Origin of the sequence: Rhizobium sp. FKL33 (assembly GCF_005222915.1) — a bacterium.
Lineage (GTDB): Bacteria > Pseudomonadota > Alphaproteobacteria > Rhizobiales > Rhizobiaceae > Rhizobium_E.
Genome location: NZ_STFX01000036.1, coordinates 145195 through 164218 on the forward strand (window position 1 = coordinate 145195; position 19024 = coordinate 164218).

The window sequence follows — 19024 nt, forward strand, 5'->3', positions numbered from 1 at the left end:
CGAATGTCCTTTCACGTCGGCTCGCTCAGCCGAACAACATGCCGGCGGGCAGATAGACTTCGAGGAGATAGGAGAAGATGAACCACCAGAGCGCTGCATGCCCGATGGCGCCGATCAGCGCGGGCTTCAGCGGCGCGCCGAAAATATAGCCTGTTCCGAGCGTCAGCACGAAGATCGAGGCGGCGAAGCCCGCGGGTTCGAAGAGCGCGATCGAAATCACGGTCAGCACCGGAATGGCGAGCACCTTGACGAACAGCGGACCGGTCGGGAAACCCTCGCAGGCGCCGGGCCTGAGAAAGTAGAACACCGATAGACCTGCGAGCACGACGGCGAGAGCCACCGGGAAAACGCGCGGCCCCAACGGGTCGGAGGCGAAGGCGTATTCGATCACACTGCCGCCCAGGCCGTAGACCAGAGCGAGAGCGATGAGAATGAGGGCTGCGATGCGGCCGGTGAGGCGCGTGGCGCGCGCGGAAGGTTGATGGGAGTCCGACATCGGCTGGCTCCGGTATGGCTAGAGAAATATGTTCAAGGGTCTGGAGATCGCTCGGCGATCCTGATCTCCTCCATGCCCCGGCCGCCGTATCGACGGCCGGGGCGCGCCCCAGGCTCGGGAGGAGGAGAGGGGCTCGATTACATGCCGGCTTCCTTGGCGAGGATCTTGAAGCGGGCGACGTCGGACTTCACGCGATCCTCGAAATCCTTGCCGAGCAGGGTGAATTCGAACAGGCCGCGTTCTTGGCGCTCCTTGGCGAATTCCGGCGTCTTGGAAGCGGTTTCAAACGCCTTCACCCACCAGTCGTAATCCGCCTGGGAAACGTCCTTGCCGACATAGTAGCCGCGCCAGACCGGCCAATCGATATCGAAACCCTGTTCCTTGGCGGTCGGCACGCCGGCGAGTTCGCCTGGCAGACGTTCGGATGACATCACCGCAAGGATGCGGACTTTGCCAGCGACATGGTGCTTGACCATTTCGGCCGCGTCGCCGGAGCCGACCTTGACATGGCCGCCTTCAAGCGCGGTCAGCACGGCGCCGCCGCCTTCGAGCGCGACATAGCGCATGGACTTCGGATCCTGGCCGGCGGCCTTGGCGAGCAGCGATCCCTTCATCCAGTCCTGCGAGCCAACAGCGCCGCCGCCCGCGATGGCGAAGGCTGTCGGATCGGCCTTGAAGGCTTCGACAAGTTCGCCCAGCGTCTTGTAAGGCGCATCGGCGGCGACCACGAGCACGCCGTAATCGGCGCCGAGAGCGCCGAGCCAGCGCACGGCCGTTTCATCATATTTGCCGAACTTGCCCTGCGCGATCAACAGCGCGGAGCCCGAAGAAGCTGCGGTGATCAGACTGCCGTCATGAGCGCGCTTGCCGATGACGTGATTATAGGCCACGGCGCCCACGCCGCCTTCCATATAGGTCACGGCCATGGGCTTGGAGATCTGCTTGGTGGCGAGCAACGAATTGGCGGCGAGGCGGCAGGTCAGGTCGAAGCCGCCGCCGGGCTTGGCGCCGGCCAGGCATTCGGGCTTGGCGGGTTCAGCAACAGCGGTTGATGCGGCGCCGAGTGCGGCGAGGCTGGCTCCGACGAAAGCGGCGGCGAAAAATCTCTTCATCATGTCTCTCCCAATGGCGTGATCTCCGGGAGAAGGCGCGCAAAGACAGGCCCCGTTCGAACCGTCTTTACACAGCGATTTTGATGGTGCTCCTCCCCGGAGCGGCTCCTCCTCTCGGAGCCGATAACGATCCATTAACCCGCAAACCTGTCACCTTGCTGTCATGGCGCCGCAGCATGGAAATGCCGCGTATGGAGCCTTTCAGGCGGCTTGATCACGCCTTCCGACCGTGACAGCATAAGCCCATGCGCATTCTCCTGGTTGAAGACACACATGACGTCGGCGAGGCCATCTCCCGCCGTTTCCAATCGACGGGCCACACCGTCGACTGGGAAACCGACGGCGCTGCGGCGGCCGATATTCTCGATTTCACCGACTACGACCTCGTCATTCTCGACGTCATGCTGCCGGGCATGGACGGCTTTTCGATCCTGCGCCGGCTTCGTCAGGAGAAGAGCAGCGTGCCGGTGCTGGTGCTGACGGCGCGCTCCGAGATCGACGATCGGGTGAGCGCGCTGGATCTCGGGGCCGACGATTATCTGGTCAAGCCATTCGATTTCCGGGAACTCGAGGCGCGGGCGCGGGTGCTGCTTCGGCGGCGCAGCGGCGGTGAAGCCACGAACATCATCGTGTGCGGCGATGTCAGCCTCGATCGCGCCAACAGGAGCGTCAAGGTGGGCAAGCGGGAGGTGCAGCTCAAGCGCCGGGAGATGACCCTGCTCGAGGTGCTGGCGTCACGGCCGGGCAAGATCTTCAGCAAGGAGGAGTTGCTCGACCGCCTGTTCGGCTTCGAGGAAGCGGCGGGGCCGAACGCCATCGAGCTCTATGTCGGCCGCCTGCGCAAGAAGCTCGAGGGCGCGAGCGCCCGCATCGTCACCCAGCGAGGGGTCGGCTATCAGCTGGTGTCCGATGATCCAGCGTAAGGATTCCCTCTTTTCGCGCCTGATGACGCGGGTGGCCGCCGTGCTGGCGCTGGGCGCGGCCGCACTCGTCACCGCAGCCTGGTTCTACGCCCGCGCCGCCGCCGACGACGCCTATGACAGGTTGTTGCTGGGCGCGGCCTTCCAGATGTCCGACAGCCTGATCATCACCGGCGGGCAGCTGAATTTTGAACTGCCGCCCTCGGCTTTCGATCTCCTCGGTCTCGCCCAGCGCGACCGGATTTTCTACCGGGTCATCGATCCCCGGGGCCAAACGCTCACGGGCTATCCCGATCTGACCACCCGGACCGGTCTCGACGAAAGCCGCGCCGGGCCGCGTCTCGAAAACGGCGAGTATCGCGGCGCTTCCGTCCGGATCGTCACCGTCGCCCGCGCCTTGACGCAAGCCTCCGGTCCCGGATGGACCTATGTGATGGTCGCCCAGACGACCGAGGCCCGCCAATCGCTCGCCGCCGAACTGACCTGGCGAGCGGTGATTCTGGTGGGGGTGATGAGCACGCTCGCGCTCGTCGGTTCGGCCTTCGCCGTTCGGTTCTCGCTGAAACCGGTCGCCGATCTCGGCGAGGCGATCGAGAAACGCGACCCGCAGGACCTGACGCCGATCGGAACGGCCGCGCCGCGCGAACTTCTGCCCTTCGTCGACGCCATCAACCATTTCATTCGACGGCTCGACGAGCGTATCAAGCTGTTGCAGCGCTATGTCGCCGACAGCGCCCATCAGATCCGGACGCCGCTCACGGCCCTGTCCGCTCAGGTCAGCCTGATCAACGAAGACAACCTCGCGCCCGATGATCGCCGGCATCTGGAGCGCGTCCGCAACCGGACGGCGGAGCTCGCGCGCTTCACCAACCAACTCCTCAATCACGCCATGGTCATCCACCGCTTCGATTCCGCGCAGCTGGTGGCGATATCGCTGAATGACGCGGCGCGGACGGCCTTCCGGGCGGCGATCCCGATCACCGTCGATCCGGATATCGTCGTTTCCTTCGAACCAGCCGAAGGCGACCCGGTGGTGACGGGCGATATGCTCAGCCTTCGCGAGGCGATCGTCAACGTCATCGACAATGCGCTGCGTCACGGCGCGCGCAGCCGGCTCGACGTGCGAGTCGAGCGACGCGATGGACGGGCGCGGGTGGTGGTGGAGGATGACGGGCCCGGCATTCCAGCCTCCGAATGGGAGAATGTCACCAAACGCTTCTTTTCCTCCCGCACCGACGGGCCTGCCTCCGGTCTCGGTTTTGCGATCGCGGCCGAGGTCGCCAATGCGTTGGGCGGCGCGATCGGTTTTCAGGAGAGGTCTGAGGATGCGCCCTTCGCGGTGTTTCTCGATCTGCCCTTGGCGCAGGAGACATCATCATGAGGGGACGCAAGATTCTTGCGGCGCTGCTGGCCGCATTAGCCTCTTGGTCGCCGGCCGCCGCGATAGAAGGACAGCGCGTCGTTTTTCCGGCGCTGTCGGGACAGGAAAGCGTCCGCCTGATCATTCATGCGGCCACCGATCTCGAAGCGATGCGGCCCCTGATCCTCGACTTTCAGGACACCGCGCCTGACCTCGCCGTCGATGTGACCGACTATGTCACCAACGACCTGTTTCGCGAGGCGCAACTGGCCTGTTCGGGCGAGGCCAAGAGCGGAGACATTCTGCTGTCGTCCTCGGTCGATCAGCTCGTCCGCCTCGCCAATGACGGTTGCGCCCAGCCGCACCAGCCGCTGGCCAGTTCGAAAATCAAGGATTGGGCCAACTGGCGCGACGAGGTTTTCGGCTTCACCTTCGAGCCCGTAGTCTTCGTCTATGATCGCGCGCGCGTGCCGAAAGAGGATGTGCCTGAAAGCCACGAGGCGCTCGCCGATCTTCTGCGCCGCAACCCGCTGCGTTATCACGGACGCATCGGCACCTATGACATCGAGGCGTCCGGCGTCGGCTATCTCCTGGCCTTCAACGATTCCCGACAGGCGCCCACGACTTATGGCCGGTTGATCGAAAGCGTCAGCCGCGCCGCGCCGGTGATCCGCTGCTGCAACAACGAGGTGCTCGGCGAGATCTCGAATGGCGGTGTCCGCATCGCCTATAATGTGCTGGGGTCCTACGCCTATGCCGCTGCGCGCCTCAATCCCAATCTCGGTATCGTCGTGCCGCGGGACTACACGCTGATCCTGTCGCGCGGTGCGATGATCCCCAAAACGGCGGCCAATCCCGCGATGGGGCAACGCTTTCTCGACTATCTGTTGTCCGAGAGAGGGCGCGCCGTGGCCCGGGAGAAATCATTCTTCTTTGCCGAAGACAGGCCCATGCCGCCCGGGGTCGAAGGGCCGGCTGATCTGATGACCTCAGGCGTCGGTCGCCCGATCCGCATCGGGCCGTCGCTGCTGGCGGCCCAGGACGACATCCAGCGGCGCCACTTCATCGGCGACTGGAAGCGGCTGATCCGCAACGACGTCAAACGCTAGAGACGGCGATAGAGAAAATAGCGGCCTTCCGGCACGCCGTCGGGCTGCGGGAACGGGGTGAAGGCGGCGTGGTCCAGCGGTAGGCCGCTGACGGCGATGCCGCCAGTGGCCAGGGCTTTCGCCATCGTATCGGGCAACCAGGTGAGGGTGACGGCGTCGCGGTCGGGATGGCCGGTTCCGATATCGGCATGCACGAGCGCGGCCTTGCCATTGAGGTAGGGCGCAATCGTCGCCTGAATCTCGCCCACCACCATGTCGGCGTCATCCGGCCGGGATACCTGGTCGCGCCGCTCGTCGCGATCGAAGGCGACGATGCGTTTAGCCGGAAGCAATTCGCGGAGATGATCATAAGTGCGGCCGTTGCCGAGGCCGAGTTCCAGAACATCCCCTTCCAGACGGCGCACATCTTCGGCAATCGCATTGAGAATGTCGCGTTGGGCCAGAAGGCGGCGAATGAAACTGTCCAGACGGCTCATGCAACGTGTCCCCGATCACTGTTTCGTGAACCTCTAGCGTCCGGCGGCGGCATTGTCGACGCCCGGGTGGAAGCGTCGGACGTTTCAGGTTAGGGAACAACCGAAAATCAGAGGTGAGCAAGCGTGAGCGGCTGGAAGAAAAAATGGGGTAAGATCAGGGATCGCCTTGCGACCCGCTTCTTCGATACGCCGACGGGTCGGCGGCTGCTTATCCATGGCATCGGCCCGCGCGCGATTTCCATGACCGTCGATTGCGGCGATCACGTCATGACCTTTTCGCCAGGCGACTATATCGGTCGCAAAATCTTCCGGAAGGGACATTACGACCGTGACCATGTCGCCAGACTGCTCACGATTCTGGCCCAGGAGGGGGTGAAGACCGCCGGCGGCGTGCTGCTGGAACTCGGCGGCAATATCGGCACGCACACGGTCTATTTCGCGCTGGAGCAGCATTTTTCCCGTATCGTGACGGTCGAACCCGACCCACGCAATTTCACGCTTTTGTCGCTGAATGTCGCGCAGAACCGACTTGGGGAGGGCGTCACCGCTCTCAATTGCGCGGCCGGCGATGAGGCCGGAACCCTCGACTTTTTCCAGAACCCCGACAATCACGGACGCAGCGGCATGATCCGGCGCAGCGCCAGGGACATCCAGATTTCCGTGCCCGTGAAGCCCGTGACGGATCTTCTCTCCGACGCAGGAATCGCCGAGGACGACGTGGCCTTGGTCTGGGCGGATATCGAGGGTTTCGAGCCGGTTGCATTCCGCAGCATGGAGCCGCTGCTCCGACGCCGGGTTCCGATCCATACCGAATTCACGCCGGAACTTTACGGCCAGGAGGAGAGCGCCCGGTTTCGCGACTGGCTCGGCGGGTTCTATGACGAGTGCTGGGTTTTCATCGAAGACGATCGCCGGCGGATGAAGGTCCGGGACATTCCGATCGGCGAGCGGCAGTTCGACTTGCTGCTTTTGCCCTGAAGGCCGCCGTCATACCGTCATCGCCTTGCCGCAGCTACTGTGCTAAACTCGGCTATGTCATTGAAGCGCGTCGATCCCTTTTACAACAATGTTCCGGTTTTCACACAGTTCTCCGGCGTGATCGACGTCGATAACTATAGGCCGTTGCCAGACGATTGGTGGCTCGCCACCGGGGATATCGTCAATTCGACCGGCGCCATTGCCGCAGGTTCCTACAAGTCCGTCAACATGGCGGGCGCCGCGCTGATTTCGTCTGTCTTGAATGCGCTCGGCCATCAGGAGCTGCCATTCGTGTTCGGCGGCGACGGCGCGCTGGTGGCGTTGCCGGCGTCAGGCCTCGATCAGGCGCGCGCGGCGCTCTCCGCTCTTCGCACATGGGCCAGAGAGGCGATGGCGCTGGAGATGCGGGTCGCGCTCGTGCCGATCCGCGATGTTCGCGCAGCGGGGCACGATGTCCGCGTGGCCCGTTTCCGCGTATCTGATCACGCATCGTTCGCCATGTTTGCCGGCGGCGGCGCGAGCTGGGCCGAAGCGCGGATGAAGAATAATCAATATGCGATAGATTCCGCCCCGCCTGGCGCGGCGCCGGATCTCGAAGGTCTGTCCTGCCGCTGGAGCCCCATTCCCGCCCGCCATGGCGCGATCGTTTCAATCATCGCCGTGCCCGGTCCTGCCGATGACATGCCGGCCTTCGCCGATCTTGTGGAGCGGATCGTGGCTGTCACCGGCGGTGAGGAGCGCGGCGGCCATCCCGTGCCGGCCGAGGGACCTGAGCCGAGAGCATCCGGTCGCGGCGTGCTGATCGAAGGGCGCGCTGGTCCGCGGGTGGGCAGGGTGACGCGCTTCTTGAAGGCGGTACTCGCCACCGTCTTCGCTTTTGGACTGATCCGAATGAATATCAGTCTCGGCCGCTTCGATCCCGCCGTCTATCGCCGTGACGTCGCCGCCAACAGCGACTTCCGCAAATTCGATGACGGGCTCAAGATGACGGTGGATATCGATGCTGCCCGTCTCTCTGAAATCGAGCAGCTTTTGCATGAAGCCGCCGCCAAGGGCGTCTGTCGCTACGGTCTCAGCAAGCAGGATGCGGCGCTGATGACCTGTTTCGTGCTGACTGCTCTCGAGCGCGACCATATTCACTTCATCGATGGCGCGGCGGGCGGCTACGCCCGCGCGGCCGAGCATCTCAAGGCGTCTGCCATTACGCCTTGACGATATGATCTGCGGCGATGTCTCGCCGTCCGAAGACGTTGCGAGTGTCGACGATCAGCGGCGCCCATTCGGCGATGGCCTTGTAGTCGACATCGTCGTGATCGGTCGCCACCAGCACAGCGTCGAAGCCGCGCACAGTCTCCTCGGTGAGCGGCGTCGAGGCGCGGCCCTTGAAGCAGAGATATTCGCGCGTGGTCGGAATGGCTGCGACATGCGGATCGTGAAACTCGGTCTTTCCGCCGCGCGCCTCGATCAGTTCGATCAGCTTCAGCGACGGGCTTTCGCGGATATCGGGAACGTTCTTCTTATAGGCGAGACCCAGCACCAGCACGCGGCAGCGGCTGAGCGCCCGGCCGAGCTTCATGTCGAGCGCTTCGGCCAGCCGGTGCACCACATAGCGCGGCATCGAGGAATTGATCTCGCCGGCGAGTTCGATGAAGCGGGTGGGAAGCTCGTATTCATGCGACTTCCAGGTGAGATAGAACGGGTCGATGGGGATGCAATGCCCGCCGAGCCCCGGACCGGGATAGAAGGGCATATAGCCGAACGGCTTGGTCTTGGCCGCGTCCACTACTTCCCAGATGTCGATGCCCATGGCGTCGTAGACGACCTTGAGTTCGTTCACCAGCGCGATGTTGACGGCGCGGAATACGTTTTCGGTGATCTTGACCGCTTCCGCCGCCGCAGTGGAGGAGACGGGCACCACCTTCTCGACCACGGCGCCATAAAAGGCCTGCATGAGATCCGACGCCTCGGCGCCGTCGCCCGCAACGATCTTCGGAATGCTCGCGGTGCGAAAATTCTGGTTGCCGGGGTCTTCCCGCTCCGGCGAAAAGCCGAGGAAGAAATCAGAGGCGGATTTCAAGCCGCCTCGTTCGAGGATCGGCCGCACCACTTCATCAGTGGTCCCCGGATAGGTGGTGGATTCGAGAACGATCATCTGGCCCGGCCGCAGCGTTGCGGCGATCGCTTCCGTCGTCTTGACGATATAGGAGAGGTCGGGCGCGCGATGCTTGGTCAGCGGCGTCGGCACGCAGATGACGATGACGTCGCAAATCCCCAGCCGTTGGAAATCCGTCGTCGCCGAAAAGGCGCCCGATGCGACATGGCCCTTCAGCGTCTCGTTCGTCACCGCTTCGATATAGGAAGAGCCTGCCGCGATGCGCACGATTTTGTCCGGGTCGATGTCGAAGCCCGTGACCTGAAATCCGCCATTGGCGATGGCCATGGCGAGGGGCAGGCCGACATAACCGAGACCAATCACCCCGATCATTGCGGATTTGGAGGCGATCTTGTCGGACAGGGCTGAATAGGAGGAGACGGAGTTGGTCAAGACGGCTCTCTTGGTCTGATGCGTTGAGGCTTTATAGAGGACTCGAAGCCCGCAGTGTCAAGCAAGCGCAGGCCACACAGATCCGTGAAGGCGCGGTCATTCTTCCTTACGGCGCACGTCTTCTGAGGGTTTTCCGCCGCAGCTGCAGAGGTCAGAGCGGTTGCCCCGTACTCACTTGGACTTGAGAAAGATGTCGAGACCGACCAGCCGGTCGAGCAGTGCGATCGCGATGCCCGCGCAGGCGATGAACACTACGGAGATGGCGGCCAGATCCGGGGTGATGATCGAGCGGATCGAGTTGTAGATCTGCACCGGCAGCGTCACGCTGCGCGCATCGACGAGAAGAAGGCTGACAAGGAACTCGTTGAGCGCCAGGATGAACATCAGTAGGGAGCCGGTGATGACGCCCGGCAACACGGCCGGCAGCGTGATGTAGAAGAAGGTCTGTAGGGGAGGGGCGCCGCAATTGGCCGCCGCCAGCTCCAGATCCGGGGAAAGATTGCTGGCGCTGGCTGTCACCGCCCAGATCATAAAAGGTAGGTTGATGACCGCGCAGGCGATGCCGACAGGCCAGAGCTTGCCGAGCACGCCCATCTGTCCGAATGCCAGCATCATGCCGATGCCCGACCCGATCAGCGGAATTGTGAAGGGCAGCAGCAGATAAACCTGGATCGAGCGGGCGAAGCGCACTTGGTGTTTGGCAAGCGCGATCCCGGCAAGCGTGCCGACTGGAATGGAGACGGCTGTGCAAATGGCGGCCACGATCAGAGAGCGGACGAAAGCCTGACGCAGGTCGCCTGCCTGGGCGATCTTAGCGTACCATTGCAGCGAGAAGCCGTCGGGCGGAAAGGTGATGATGTTTCCCGACGTGAATGATGCGCCGAGCACGACGATAGTCGGCGCCGAAAGCATGATCAACGCGGCCGCCACGAAAGCCCAGATCACGATCCACTTGCTGCGACTGCCGGTCATCGGCGCTCTCCCCCGAGCGCCAGGGTGCCCGCCCCGAACAGCATGAAGACCACGCCGACGAGAATGGAGCCGACCGCGACGAGCATGAGCGACAGTGTCGCCCCAAGACCCTGATCCGACGTTCGGAAGAACTGGTCGTAAATGGCGTTGGCGATGAAGTCCTGCGTGCCGCCGCCCAGGATCGCCGGAATGGCGAAATCGGTTAGCGACAACGTGAGCACCACGAGACCGGCGCCGACGAGGCCAGGTCTGGACAATGGAAGCACGATGTGGCGGAAGCTTCGCACCCAACCGGCTCCCAGTGATGCGGCCGCCGCCTCCAGCTCCGCAGGGATGGCGGTCAGCGCTGGCGCGAGCATCAGCACGGCAAATGGCAGCATGTATTGCACGAGGCCGAAGAGCACGGCGGGGTAGTTGTAGAGAAGGCGCAGCGGCGCCACGCCGACAAGTCCAAGCGCTTCATTCATCATGCCCTGATTGCCGAGAATGATCAGCCAGCCATAGGCGCGGACCACCTGGCCGATGAAGAAGGGAAGAAAGAGCGCCACCAGCAGAAACTTGCGCAGCGCCGAAGACGGCGTCCGCACCATCAGATAAGCGTAGGGAAAGGCGAAGATCAACGTGATTACCGTCACGATCAGCGCGCCCATCAGGCTGCGGCCGGCGACGGTGACGAAGAACTTCTCGGTGACGGCGCGCTGGTAATTGGCGAGCGTGTATGTCTCGGACATGAGGAATGTATTGGTGTCCAGCGTCCGGAGACTGAGGTCACCAATCTGGAAGAGGCCGAGCACGAGCAAGCCGACAAGCACGATCGCCGGCAGCAACATCAGATAGGCCAGCGCCTTCCGGAAGCTGGCTGGCCAGACGAAGGCTGCAAAGCGTTCGAGCATATCCATGACGCGCCACGTCAGAGGATAGGCGACACGAGAAGCGCGCATGATGCCGGTCCTTTGGCCGTTCCCGCAAGGCCGATACAGGCCCTGATGGTTACGGAGGTCGATTGTCGTGAAGAATTGAGATGGCCCGCCGCCGTCCGGGCGGCGGGCGCGACAGGGGTCAGCCCTGCATGATTTCCTTGAATTTGGCGAACCACTGGCTCTCGTTTTCGACCTGAATCTTCGACGAGATGCGGATCAGATGTTTGAACTGCTCCTCCGTCGTCGGGTAGGACGGGTCGTTCACCAGATCCGCCGGAGGCTTCACGCCGGGAATGACGCCGGGCAGCCCCAGCCCATCGAGCCAGATCTGCTGGGCTTCCAGGGTCAGCGCATGATTGATGTACTGCTTGGCCCAATAAAGCTCGTTTTCCGGCAGACCCTTGGGGATCCAGAGGCCGTCTGTATCGAACTTAGCGCCTTCCTCGGGCACTACCCATGCGATATCGATGCCGTTCTTCTTGGCTTCGCGGGCGTTGGTCGAAATCGTGCAGGCCGCGTCGATTTCGCCCTTCTGGAACCAGGTCGTGAAATCCGGGTCCTCGCCCAACAGCGGCTGTTGCTCCTTGATCTTCGCAATGAAGTCCCAAGCCGGCTGCATATTGCCCGGAATATCCTCCAGCCTGCCGCCGCCGGCGACCTGTGCCGGGAAGTGGAAGCCGATGCCGTCATTGTAGAGCGCGATGCGGCCCTTCAGCTTGGGATCAAGCAGATCTTTCCAGGATTTAGGGGCGCCGTTCGGGAAGGCTGAGGGGCGATAGGCAAGCACATAGACATAGCCATAGGTGTTGACGATCGGATAGCCGTCGAGACCCACGGGCTTTGCGAGCTCGGTGGCGTTCTTCAGGTTCGACAGATCCGAAAGATCTTCGGTGACGCCCCGCAGCGCCGATTTGGTCGCATTGGTGGTGGTGTCCCAATTGATGTGGATCGGCGGAACGCGTTTCTGGGCGACTGCCGCCCAGACCTTGGGCTGGATTTCGTTGTCTTCGGTGAGATCGTGACGGACCGCGATCCCGGTCGCCTTGGTGAAGCTGTCCGACACGCCGGCCTTCAGCGCATCCACCCAGCTGCCGCCCCAGGCGCGGACGATGATTTCAGCCGGCTTTTCCGGCTCCTGCGCGAAAGCGCGGCCAGCGCCGAGGGTCGAAAGACCCGCGGATACGCCGGCAGTCGCTGCGGTCGCCAATAGCGTCCGGCGGCGGAGCGGGATATTCAAGAACCTGTCATGCGACATGAATCAATCTCCTCTGGCTTGACCGTCTGAGGGTCACTTTTGAAAAACATGCATATCCCTTGCATTCCAGCCCAGGCAGACCTCCTCCCCGGGGCTGAATTGCAAATGCGTTTCGGGATCATGGTCGAAAACGCGCATCAGCGCGTCGCCCAGTCCCGGAACACGGATTTCATAGACGACCCGCTCGCCTTCGAAAATGCAGTCGAGGACATGACCATCGACCACGGTTTCGAGACCAACCAGTCCATTGCCCCTGGCGGCGATGCGAATCTGCTCGGCGCGGATGGCGCCGGCGCATGAGCCTCCGATCGCAAGCTTCGGATCGGCGGCGACGCCGGAAAGGCGCATTCCATGCGCATCGAAGACCGCCGCCGGCGTGGAGAGAGCGGCGACTTTGCCCTCGATGAAATTGGTCACGCCGATGAAATTGGCGACGAAGGCATTGGACGGCGTACGATAGGCGTCGATCGGTCGGGCATTCTGCTGGATCTCGCCGCCGTTCATGACGATGACCTCGTCAGACACGACGAGAGCCTCTCGCTGGTCGTGGGTGACATTGATCGTCGTCACGCCAAGTTCCTTCTGAATCCGACGGAATTCCAGCTGCATTTCCTCGCGCAGCTTGCGATCCAGGGCGGCGAGAGGTTCGTCCAGAAGGAGCAGGTCCGGTTCGAACACAAGAGCCCGCGCAATGGCGACGCGCTGCTGCTGTCCGCCCGAGAGCTCGCCGATGCGTCGGCTTCCATATCCGCCGAGCCGGACGAGTTCGAGATACTTCTCGACTTTTTCGGGAATCGTGCGCGCATCGTGACGACGCATCTTGAGCGGAAACGCGATGTTCTCGCCTGCCGTCATATGGGGAAAGAGGGCGAGCTTCTGGAACACCATGCCGATTGCACGCTGATGCGCCGGCACGGCGCTGACCGGGCGGCCGCTGATGAAAATTTCGCCGCTGGTCGGACGGTCAAAACCGGCAATCATCCGTAGAAGCGTGGTTTTACCAGAGCCGGAAGGCCCGAGAATGGTGAGGAAACGGCCCTTTGGCAGGTCGAATGAAGCATTCTTGACGGCCTGCACCGCACCGAATTTCATTCCGACGTTTTTAACGGAAACAGCGATCTCGCCGGCGGTGGCTGCGCCCATGACACCTCCCCTGCATTCTTTTTGCCACAACCAAGGTTTTCTATGGCCTCGTTCGGCGGTCTTGCGCGCCCCTTTTTTCGGGCGCTTGATGACAGATGTATAAACATACTTATACAAGTGTCGTCAATCGACCGCTCAGGTTGTCGGCGAGGGCGGTCTGCACACTGTTCAGGCAATCGAACGGGCCGCAAACGGAGCCATGCTTGCGAAGCCAGCCGCTCATATCTCTCCGGGCCGAAACAGGCGCGCAGATGCCGTCGCCCTCGCTCTCGCCTCATGGAATCCATCTGCGTTCACCGCCGCACGGGCACTCTTCAGAATGAGATCCGCCGCTTGCTGGGATTGAGACCTGTGCCGGTGATGTCAGCAAAGGCTAAAACGTCCCTTCGGGGGCGGTGGACCGCGACCATTTCATTCGAATGATTATGCTCTCGCCGCATTTGCGGCTATGCTCCTCCTGAGGATCACGGGAGGCGGCTCGTTTCGGGCCGGTGATTTCATGGGTTTTTCCGAGCATATCAAGGAAATCGAGCGCGTCGGACAAGGCGCCAACACCGGGCGCGATGCGCTGGTGGTGGAATCCTGGCGTCGATGCCTGGACACCTATCAGCTCGATCCCGCCAAAGCGCGCGAGGCGGTGATCGTCTCGGAAACGCGGCTGCGCGAACATCGCCAGCAGGCGGAGGATCTGGTCCATATTGCCCGCTCCGGTCTCGAACGGCTCTATCGCCAGGTCGCGGAACAGCACTACGTGCTTCTTCTCTCCGACAGGGAGGGGGTGACCGTCGAGTTCCTCGGCGATCCCTCGTTCAACAACAATCTGCGCAAGGCGGGCCTTTATCTCGGTTCGGAATGGTCGGAGCCGCGCGCCGGCACCTGCGCAGTGGGCGCTTGCATCGCCACCGGCGAAGCGCTGACGATCCATCAGACAGACCATTTCGACATCACGCATACGCCGCTTTCCTGCACCGCCGCCCCGATCTATGACACGCAAGGCGCGCTGACGGCGGTGCTCGACATTTCCCTCCTCAGTTCGCCCATTCTGAAGGCGAGCCAGAACATGGCGCGCCATCTCGTGTCCTCCACCGTGCGGCGGATCGAACTCGCCAATCTCATGGCTAATAGCCGCCATGACCTGGTTTTGCGTTTCGCTGCAGCGCCGGAATTTCTCGATGTCGATCCGGAAGCGGCTGTGTCGGTGGATGGCGTCGGGCGCATAACCGGCATGACCCATGGCGGCGCGCGGCTTCTCGCCCGGTCGCGCGGGCTGGATTGGCGCAGCCCCGAGTTGCTGATCGGCCAGCCCGTCGCCGACTACTTCGAAGCAGGCCTCGATGAACTCGCCTCGCTGACCCGCGCCAGCCTGCCGCAGGATCGCCGCATCGCCTTGCGCGACGGCGGTCTCCTCTACGCGCATGCGATCGAACCGCAGAGCCGCGTCGCCGGCGCGCCGGTCGCCAGGCTCGCGCGGCCGGCGCCCGCGATCTCTCGATTAGGCGGTACTTCGCCACTGATCGACGGTCTCAGGCGCAAGGTCGCAAAGCTCGCGCCAAGCCGGTTGCCGATCCTGCTGCAGGGGCAGACGGGAACCGGCAAGGAATTCCTGGCGCGGATCATTCACGAGGCGAGCGGCGTTGCAGGCCGCTTCGTCGCGGTCAATTGCGCGGCGATCCCCGAACAACTGATCGAGAGCGAATTGTTCGGCCACGCCCCCGGCGCTTTTACAGGCGCGCTCGCCAAGGGGCGCAAGGGGCTCGTCGAGGAGGCTGAGGGCGGCACGCTGTTTCTCGATGAGATCGGCGACATGCCCTTTGCGGCGCAAAGCCGCTTGCTGCGTGTGCTCGCGGAGGGCGAAGTCCTGCCCGTCGGCGGATCTGCGCCGCGCAAGGTGGATTTCCGGGTCGTGTCGGCGTCGCATCGCTTGCTGGCCGATATGGTGGCGGCCGGAAAATTTCGCGAGGATCTCTATTACCGGCTGAACGCCGCAGTGCTGTCGCTGCCGCCTTTGGCGGGGCGCGAGGATTTTGTCTGGTTGCTGGACAGACTTCTCGAAAAGCACGGAGCCATGGGCCGCCCTTTGCGTCTTTCCGGCGCGGCAAGAGTGATGATCCTCAACTATTGCTGGCCCGGCAACATCCGTGAACTCGACAACGCCATCGCTTTTGCCGCCGCGCTGTGCGAGGGCGGACTGATCGAGGTCGCCGACCTTCCGGATCATCTCACACATATAGGCGCTCTGGCCGATCAGGAGACGGGTGAAGCGGATGTCCGCGCCATTCTGGCCGCCTGCAAGGGCAATGTGTCCGAAGCCGCGCGGCGGCTTGGCATCGACCGCACCACGCTGCATCGGCGCATGAAGCGGTTCGGCATCGACCGGACGCATTGAGGGCGCTGTTGTGGCACGCGCCACACCTGTGGCGCCACAGCAGTGGCGCAAGGTGCGGTAATCGACCGAGAAAATGCCGTGAATTCAAACAATTGAAAACCGCGCTGCCGCTGGCATGGGGGTTGCAGCTCACTTTACGTCAAAAAGACCAAAGGGAGAAAACATGCGCGCGCTCAGATTTCACGCCGCCAAGGATTTACGGCTCGAAGAGATTGCCGAGCCCAGGCAGCCGGGGCCCGGGCAGGTTCTGGTTCGCAATCGCTTCGTGGGCATTTGCGGCACCGACCTTCACGAATATAGTTACGGCCCGATCTTCATCCCCACCGAGCCGCATCCCTTTACCGGCGCGCATGGTCCACAGGTTCTCGGTCATGAATTCGGCGGCGTCGTCGAGGCTGTCGGGGCAGGGGTGACGTCCGTTGCGGTCGGCGACCGGGTGTCGATCCAGCCGCTGGTCATGCCGAGATCCGGCGACTATTTCGCCGATCGCGGTCTCTTCCATCTGAGCCCGGATCTGGCGCTGGTCGGGCTGAGTTGGGATGGCGGCGGCATGGCCGAAGCGGCCGTCGTCAACGAATACGATGTCCAGAAAATTCCCGATGACATGACCGATGAAGAGGCTGCTGTTGTCGAGCCCACGGCGGTCGCCGTCTATGCCTGCGATCGCGGTGGCGTGACCGCCGGCAATAGCGTGCTGGTCACCGGCGCGGGTCCCATCGGCATGCTGACATTGCTCGCCGCCCGCGCCGCCGGCGCAGCGCAGCTCTTCGTGTCCGATCTCAATGACGCCAGGCTTGAGCTGGCCAAAGGGGTGCTGCCCGATGTCATCGCCATCAACCCGAAGCGCGACAAGGTCGGCGATGTCGTTCGCTCGCTGACGGAAGGCCAGGTCGGCTGCGACGTCGCCATCTAATGCGTCGGGAACGAACATGCGCTGAAAGCGTGCGTCGACGCGGTCCGCAAACAGGGTGTGGTGGTGCAGACCGGCCTGCATCCGCATGAAAACCCGCTCGACTGGTTCCAGGTCACCTTTCGCGATCTGGAGATCAAGGGCTCTTGGGCCTATCCGACTCATTACTGGCCGAGGGTGATCCGGCTGATCGCTTCAGCACTGCTGCCGGCGACCAAGATCGTCACCAAGCGCATCACCCTCGGCACAGCCGTCAAGGAAGGATTCGACGTCCTGCTCGATCTCGCCGGCGCGCATCTGAAGATCCTGATCGATCTTTCGAAATGAAGTTTTCAGCCTCGGTTGCCGGGAGAGGAGCCCGGCTGTCGATGGCTCGAAAGCCGAATGGAGCGTCCTCGGGCGCTTCCCCATAACCACCAAGCATCCATGGAGGAGATGACCATGCTTGATATCAGCCCGGGAACCAAGATCGACTCGGTTCTTTCAAAACTCGGCCAAGCCCTCGAAAGCGGCGACATCGACGCCGCCGTCAACCTGTTTCAGGCCGATTGCTACTGGCGCGATCTGGTGACCTTCACCTGGAACCTGAAGACCGTAGAAGGGCACGAGCAGATCCGCGACATGCTCACCAGCCAATTGGCCGCGACGAAGCCGTCAAATTTCGTGCAGGACGCCAAGGAGGCGGCCTCCGAAACCGGCGGCGTTACCGACGGATGGTTCGAATTCGAAACGGGCGTGGCGCGTGGCTACGGCCATATCCGCCTCAAGGACGGGCTGATCTGGACCCTGCTCACCACCATGACCGAACTCAAGGGTCATGAGGAGCCGAAAGGCTTTCGCCGTCCGATGGGCGCAGAACATGGCCATGGCCGAAATCGCAAGACCTGGAAGGAAAAGCGCGAGGTTGAGACCGCCGATCTCGGCTACTCCACCCAGCCCTATGTCGTCATCATCGGCGGCGGTCAGGGCGGCATCGCGCTCGGCGCCCGGCTGCGCCAACTCGGCGTGCCGACGATCATCATCGAAAAGAATGAGCGGCCTGGCGACAGCTGGCGCAAGCGCTACAAGTCGCTCTGCCTGCATGACCCGGTCTGGTACGATCACTTGCCTTACATTCCCTTCCCGGAAAACTGGCCCGTATTTACGCCGAAGGACAAAGTGGGCGACTGGCTGGAAATGTACACCAAGGTCATGGAGCTGAATTACTGGGGCTCCACCACCTGCAAATCCGCCCAGTTTGACGAGGCGGCCGGCGAATGGACCGTGATCGTCGATCGTGCCGGCCAGGAAGTCGTGCTCAAGCCGAAGCAGCTGGTGCTAGCGACCGGCATGTCCGGCAAGGCCAATGTGCCGACATTTCCCGGACAGGACGTGTTCAAGGGCGAACAGCAGCATTCCTCGCAGCATCCGGGGCCGGACGCCTATGCCGGCAAGAAGGTCGTCGTCATCGGCTCGAACAACTCCGCCCATGACATTTGCGCCGCGCTCTGGGAAGCCGGCGCCGATGTCACCATGCTGCAGCGTTCGTCCACCCATATCGTCAAGTCGGATTCGCTGATGGAAATCGGGCTCGGCGATCTCTATTCGGAACGGGCTGTGCAGGGCGGCATGACCACGCGCAAGGCGGATCTCATCTTCGCCTCGCTGCCCTACCGGATCCTGCATGAATTCCAGATCCCGATTTACGACAAGATCCGCGAGCAGGACGCCGATTTCTACGCGGCGCTCGAAAAGGCCGGCTTCATGCTGGATTTCGGCGACGACGAGTCCGGTCTGTTCATGAAATATCTGCGTCGGGGTTCAGGTTATTATATCGACGTCGGCGCCTGCGACCTGGTCATCGACGGTTCGATCAAGCTGAAATCCGGCGTGGATGTCTCGCATCTCACGGAAAACGCCGTGGTGCTGAAGGACGGAACCGAACTGCCCGCAGATCTCGTGGTCTACGCCACCGGCTATGGCTCGATGAATGGCTGGGCCGCCGACCTCATCTCGCGCGAGGTCGCCGACAAGGTCGGAAAATGCTGGGGGCTCGGCTCCAATACGACCAAGGACCCCGGTCCGTGGGAAGGCGAACAGCGCAATATGTGGAAACCGACGCAGCAGCCTGCTCTCTGGTTCCATGGCGGCAACCTTCACCAGTCCAGGCATTATTCGCAATATCTGTCGCTACAGCTCAAGGCCCGCCAGGTGGGCATCGATACCCCGGTTTATGGAATGACCAAGCCGCATCACCTGTCTTGAAAATGAGGCGGGCGCCGGTTTCTCCGGCGCCCGCTGATTTGTCTCACCACTCTGCCACGCTGCCATCGGCGTGCCGCCATACGGGATTGCGCCAGCGATGGCCCTCCTTGGCGCGTTCGATCACATAGGCTTCGTCCACCTCAACGCCGAGCCCGGGGCCCTGCGGGATCGACACGAAGCCGTCCTCGTAGTGGAACA

Annotated in this window: 15 protein-coding genes and 2 pseudogenes; 8 read left to right on the forward strand and 9 right to left on the reverse strand. The window is 62.7% G+C overall.

The genetic code is table 11. The annotated features are described in order from the left end of the window. Nucleotides 1-25 precede the first annotated feature (25 nt). Together E8Q41_RS21200 and E8Q41_RS21205 are read right to left on the reverse strand one after the other, a co-directional pair. A complete protein-coding gene (locus E8Q41_RS21200) occupies nucleotides 26-496 on the reverse strand; it encodes a tripartite tricarboxylate transporter TctB family protein (RefSeq protein ID WP_137157551.1) in 471 nt (156 codons plus the stop codon). 137 nt (nucleotides 497-633) lie between these two features. Then, nucleotides 634-1608, reverse strand: a complete 975-nt coding sequence (locus tag E8Q41_RS21205; protein WP_137157552.1) for a tripartite tricarboxylate transporter substrate-binding protein — start codon at nucleotides 1606-1608, stop codon at nucleotides 634-636. 245 nt (nucleotides 1609-1853) lie between these two features. Here E8Q41_RS21205 and E8Q41_RS21210 point away from each other — a divergent pair, with 245 nt between their 5' ends. From E8Q41_RS21210 to E8Q41_RS21220, 3 genes are read left to right on the forward strand one after another with little or no spacing between them, the layout of a single operon-like run. Further along, entirely contained in the window at nucleotides 1854-2531 is a 678-nt protein-coding gene (locus tag E8Q41_RS21210; protein ID WP_137157553.1) for a response regulator transcription factor, read from the forward strand. Beyond that, on the forward strand, nucleotides 2518-3909 hold the full coding sequence (locus tag E8Q41_RS21215; RefSeq protein ID WP_137157554.1) for a sensor histidine kinase: 1392 nt from the start codon (nucleotides 2518-2520) through the stop codon (nucleotides 3907-3909). Before E8Q41_RS21210 ends, E8Q41_RS21215 begins: the two co-directional genes overlap by 14 nt. Next, entirely contained in the window at nucleotides 3906-4997 is a 1092-nt protein-coding gene (locus E8Q41_RS21220; RefSeq protein ID WP_137157555.1) for an ABC transporter substrate-binding protein, read from the forward strand. Before E8Q41_RS21215 ends, E8Q41_RS21220 begins: the two co-directional genes overlap by 4 nt. Here the strand turns inward: E8Q41_RS21220 and E8Q41_RS21225 are convergent. After that, nucleotides 4994-5473: a class I SAM-dependent methyltransferase gene (locus E8Q41_RS21225; protein WP_137157556.1), complete on the reverse strand. Its 480-nt coding sequence runs from the start codon at nucleotides 5471-5473 to the stop codon at nucleotides 4994-4996. The genes E8Q41_RS21220 and E8Q41_RS21225 overlap by 4 nt on opposite strands. Before the next feature lie 123 nt (nucleotides 5474-5596). Here E8Q41_RS21225 and E8Q41_RS21230 point away from each other — a divergent pair, with 123 nt between their 5' ends. Together E8Q41_RS21230 and E8Q41_RS21235 are read left to right on the forward strand one after the other, a co-directional pair. Further along, on the forward strand, nucleotides 5597-6451 hold the full coding sequence (locus tag E8Q41_RS21230) for an FkbM family methyltransferase (RefSeq protein ID WP_137157557.1): 855 nt from the start codon (nucleotides 5597-5599) through the stop codon (nucleotides 6449-6451). Nucleotides 6452-6505: 54 nt separating this feature from the next. Then, on the forward strand, nucleotides 6506-7663 hold the full coding sequence (locus E8Q41_RS21235) for a DUF3095 domain-containing protein (RefSeq protein WP_137157558.1): 1158 nt from the start codon (nucleotides 6506-6508) through the stop codon (nucleotides 7661-7663). Here E8Q41_RS21235 and E8Q41_RS21240 read toward each other — a convergent pair. The 5 genes from E8Q41_RS21240 to E8Q41_RS21260 all read right to left on the reverse strand — a co-directional run bounded on the left by E8Q41_RS21240 (nucleotide 7653) and on the right by E8Q41_RS21260 (nucleotide 13286). Further along, nucleotides 7653-8936, reverse strand: coding sequence for a nucleotide sugar dehydrogenase (locus tag E8Q41_RS21240; RefSeq protein ID WP_137157582.1), 1284 nt, complete (start codon nucleotides 8934-8936; stop codon nucleotides 7653-7655). The genes E8Q41_RS21235 and E8Q41_RS21240 overlap by 11 nt on opposite strands. Nucleotides 8937-9167: 231 nt before the next feature. After that, a complete protein-coding gene (locus tag E8Q41_RS21245; protein ID WP_137157559.1) occupies nucleotides 9168-9968 on the reverse strand; it encodes an ABC transporter permease in 801 nt (266 codons plus the stop codon). Then, entirely contained in the window at nucleotides 9965-10909 is a 945-nt protein-coding gene (locus tag E8Q41_RS21250; protein ID WP_137157560.1) for an ABC transporter permease, read from the reverse strand. The genes E8Q41_RS21245 and E8Q41_RS21250 overlap by 4 nt, the downstream gene beginning before the upstream one ends. Before the next feature lie 118 nt (nucleotides 10910-11027). Continuing rightward, a complete protein-coding gene (locus E8Q41_RS21255) occupies nucleotides 11028-12143 on the reverse strand; it encodes a PotD/PotF family extracellular solute-binding protein (protein ID WP_137157561.1) in 1116 nt (371 codons plus the stop codon). 33 nt (nucleotides 12144-12176) lie between these two features. After that, on the reverse strand, nucleotides 12177-13286 hold the full coding sequence (locus tag E8Q41_RS21260) for an ABC transporter ATP-binding protein (RefSeq protein ID WP_137157562.1): 1110 nt from the start codon (nucleotides 13284-13286) through the stop codon (nucleotides 12177-12179). Nucleotides 13287-13785: 499 nt separating this feature from the next. On the opposite strand from E8Q41_RS21260, the gene E8Q41_RS21265 reads away from it, so the two are divergent. The 3 genes and pseudogenes from E8Q41_RS21265 to E8Q41_RS21275 all read left to right on the forward strand — a co-directional run bounded on the left by E8Q41_RS21265 (nucleotide 13786) and on the right by E8Q41_RS21275 (nucleotide 18826). Further along, complete coding sequence (locus E8Q41_RS21265; RefSeq protein WP_137157563.1) at nucleotides 13786-15672, forward strand: sigma-54-dependent Fis family transcriptional regulator; 1887 nt, start codon at nucleotides 13786-13788, stop codon at nucleotides 15670-15672. Between the two features lie 163 nt (nucleotides 15673-15835). After that, nucleotides 15836-16909, forward strand: a pseudogene (locus E8Q41_RS21270) (2,3-butanediol dehydrogenase). A gap of 114 nt (nucleotides 16910-17023) precedes the next feature. After that, nucleotides 17024-18826, forward strand: a complete 1803-nt coding sequence (locus tag E8Q41_RS21275; RefSeq protein ID WP_137157564.1) for an NAD(P)/FAD-dependent oxidoreductase — start codon at nucleotides 17024-17026, stop codon at nucleotides 18824-18826. A gap of 43 nt (nucleotides 18827-18869) precedes the next feature. Here the strand turns inward: E8Q41_RS21275 and E8Q41_RS21280 are convergent. Beyond that, nucleotides 18870-19024: pseudogene (locus tag E8Q41_RS21280) on the reverse strand (D-galactonate dehydratase); the annotation flags it as partial.

Excerpts from the sequence above, each read along its gene's own strand:
- E8Q41_RS21200 (WP_137157551.1), bottom strand. The coding sequence starts at position 496 with ATGTCGGACTCCCATCAACCTTCCGCGCGCGCCACGCGCCTCACCGGC.
- E8Q41_RS21205 (WP_137157552.1), bottom strand. The coding sequence starts at position 1,608 with ATGAAGAGATTTTTCGCCGCCGCTTTCGTCGGAGCCAGCCTCGCCGCA.
- E8Q41_RS21210 (WP_137157553.1), top strand. The coding sequence starts at position 1,854 with ATGCGCATTCTCCTGGTTGAAGACACACATGACGTCGGCGAGGCCATC.
- E8Q41_RS21215 (WP_137157554.1), top strand. The coding sequence starts at position 2,518 with ATGATCCAGCGTAAGGATTCCCTCTTTTCGCGCCTGATGACGCGGGTG.
- E8Q41_RS21220 (WP_137157555.1), top strand. The coding sequence starts at position 3,906 with ATGAGGGGACGCAAGATTCTTGCGGCGCTGCTGGCCGCATTAGCCTCT.
- E8Q41_RS21225 (WP_137157556.1), bottom strand. The coding sequence starts at position 5,473 with ATGAGCCGTCTGGACAGTTTCATTCGCCGCCTTCTGGCCCAACGCGAC.
- E8Q41_RS21235 (WP_137157558.1), top strand. The coding sequence starts at position 6,506 with ATGTCATTGAAGCGCGTCGATCCCTTTTACAACAATGTTCCGGTTTTC.
- E8Q41_RS21240 (WP_137157582.1), bottom strand. The coding sequence starts at position 8,936 with ATGATCGGGGTGATTGGTCTCGGTTATGTCGGCCTGCCCCTCGCCATG.
- E8Q41_RS21245 (WP_137157559.1), bottom strand. The coding sequence starts at position 9,968 with ATGACCGGCAGTCGCAGCAAGTGGATCGTGATCTGGGCTTTCGTGGCG.
- E8Q41_RS21250 (WP_137157560.1), bottom strand. The coding sequence starts at position 10,909 with ATGCGCGCTTCTCGTGTCGCCTATCCTCTGACGTGGCGCGTCATGGAT.
- E8Q41_RS21255 (WP_137157561.1), bottom strand. The coding sequence starts at position 12,143 with ATGTCGCATGACAGGTTCTTGAATATCCCGCTCCGCCGCCGGACGCTA.
- E8Q41_RS21260 (WP_137157562.1), bottom strand. The coding sequence starts at position 13,286 with ATGGGCGCAGCCACCGCCGGCGAGATCGCTGTTTCCGTTAAAAACGTC.
- E8Q41_RS21265 (WP_137157563.1), top strand. The coding sequence starts at position 13,786 with ATGGGTTTTTCCGAGCATATCAAGGAAATCGAGCGCGTCGGACAAGGC.
- E8Q41_RS21275 (WP_137157564.1), top strand. The coding sequence starts at position 17,024 with ATGCTTGATATCAGCCCGGGAACCAAGATCGACTCGGTTCTTTCAAAA.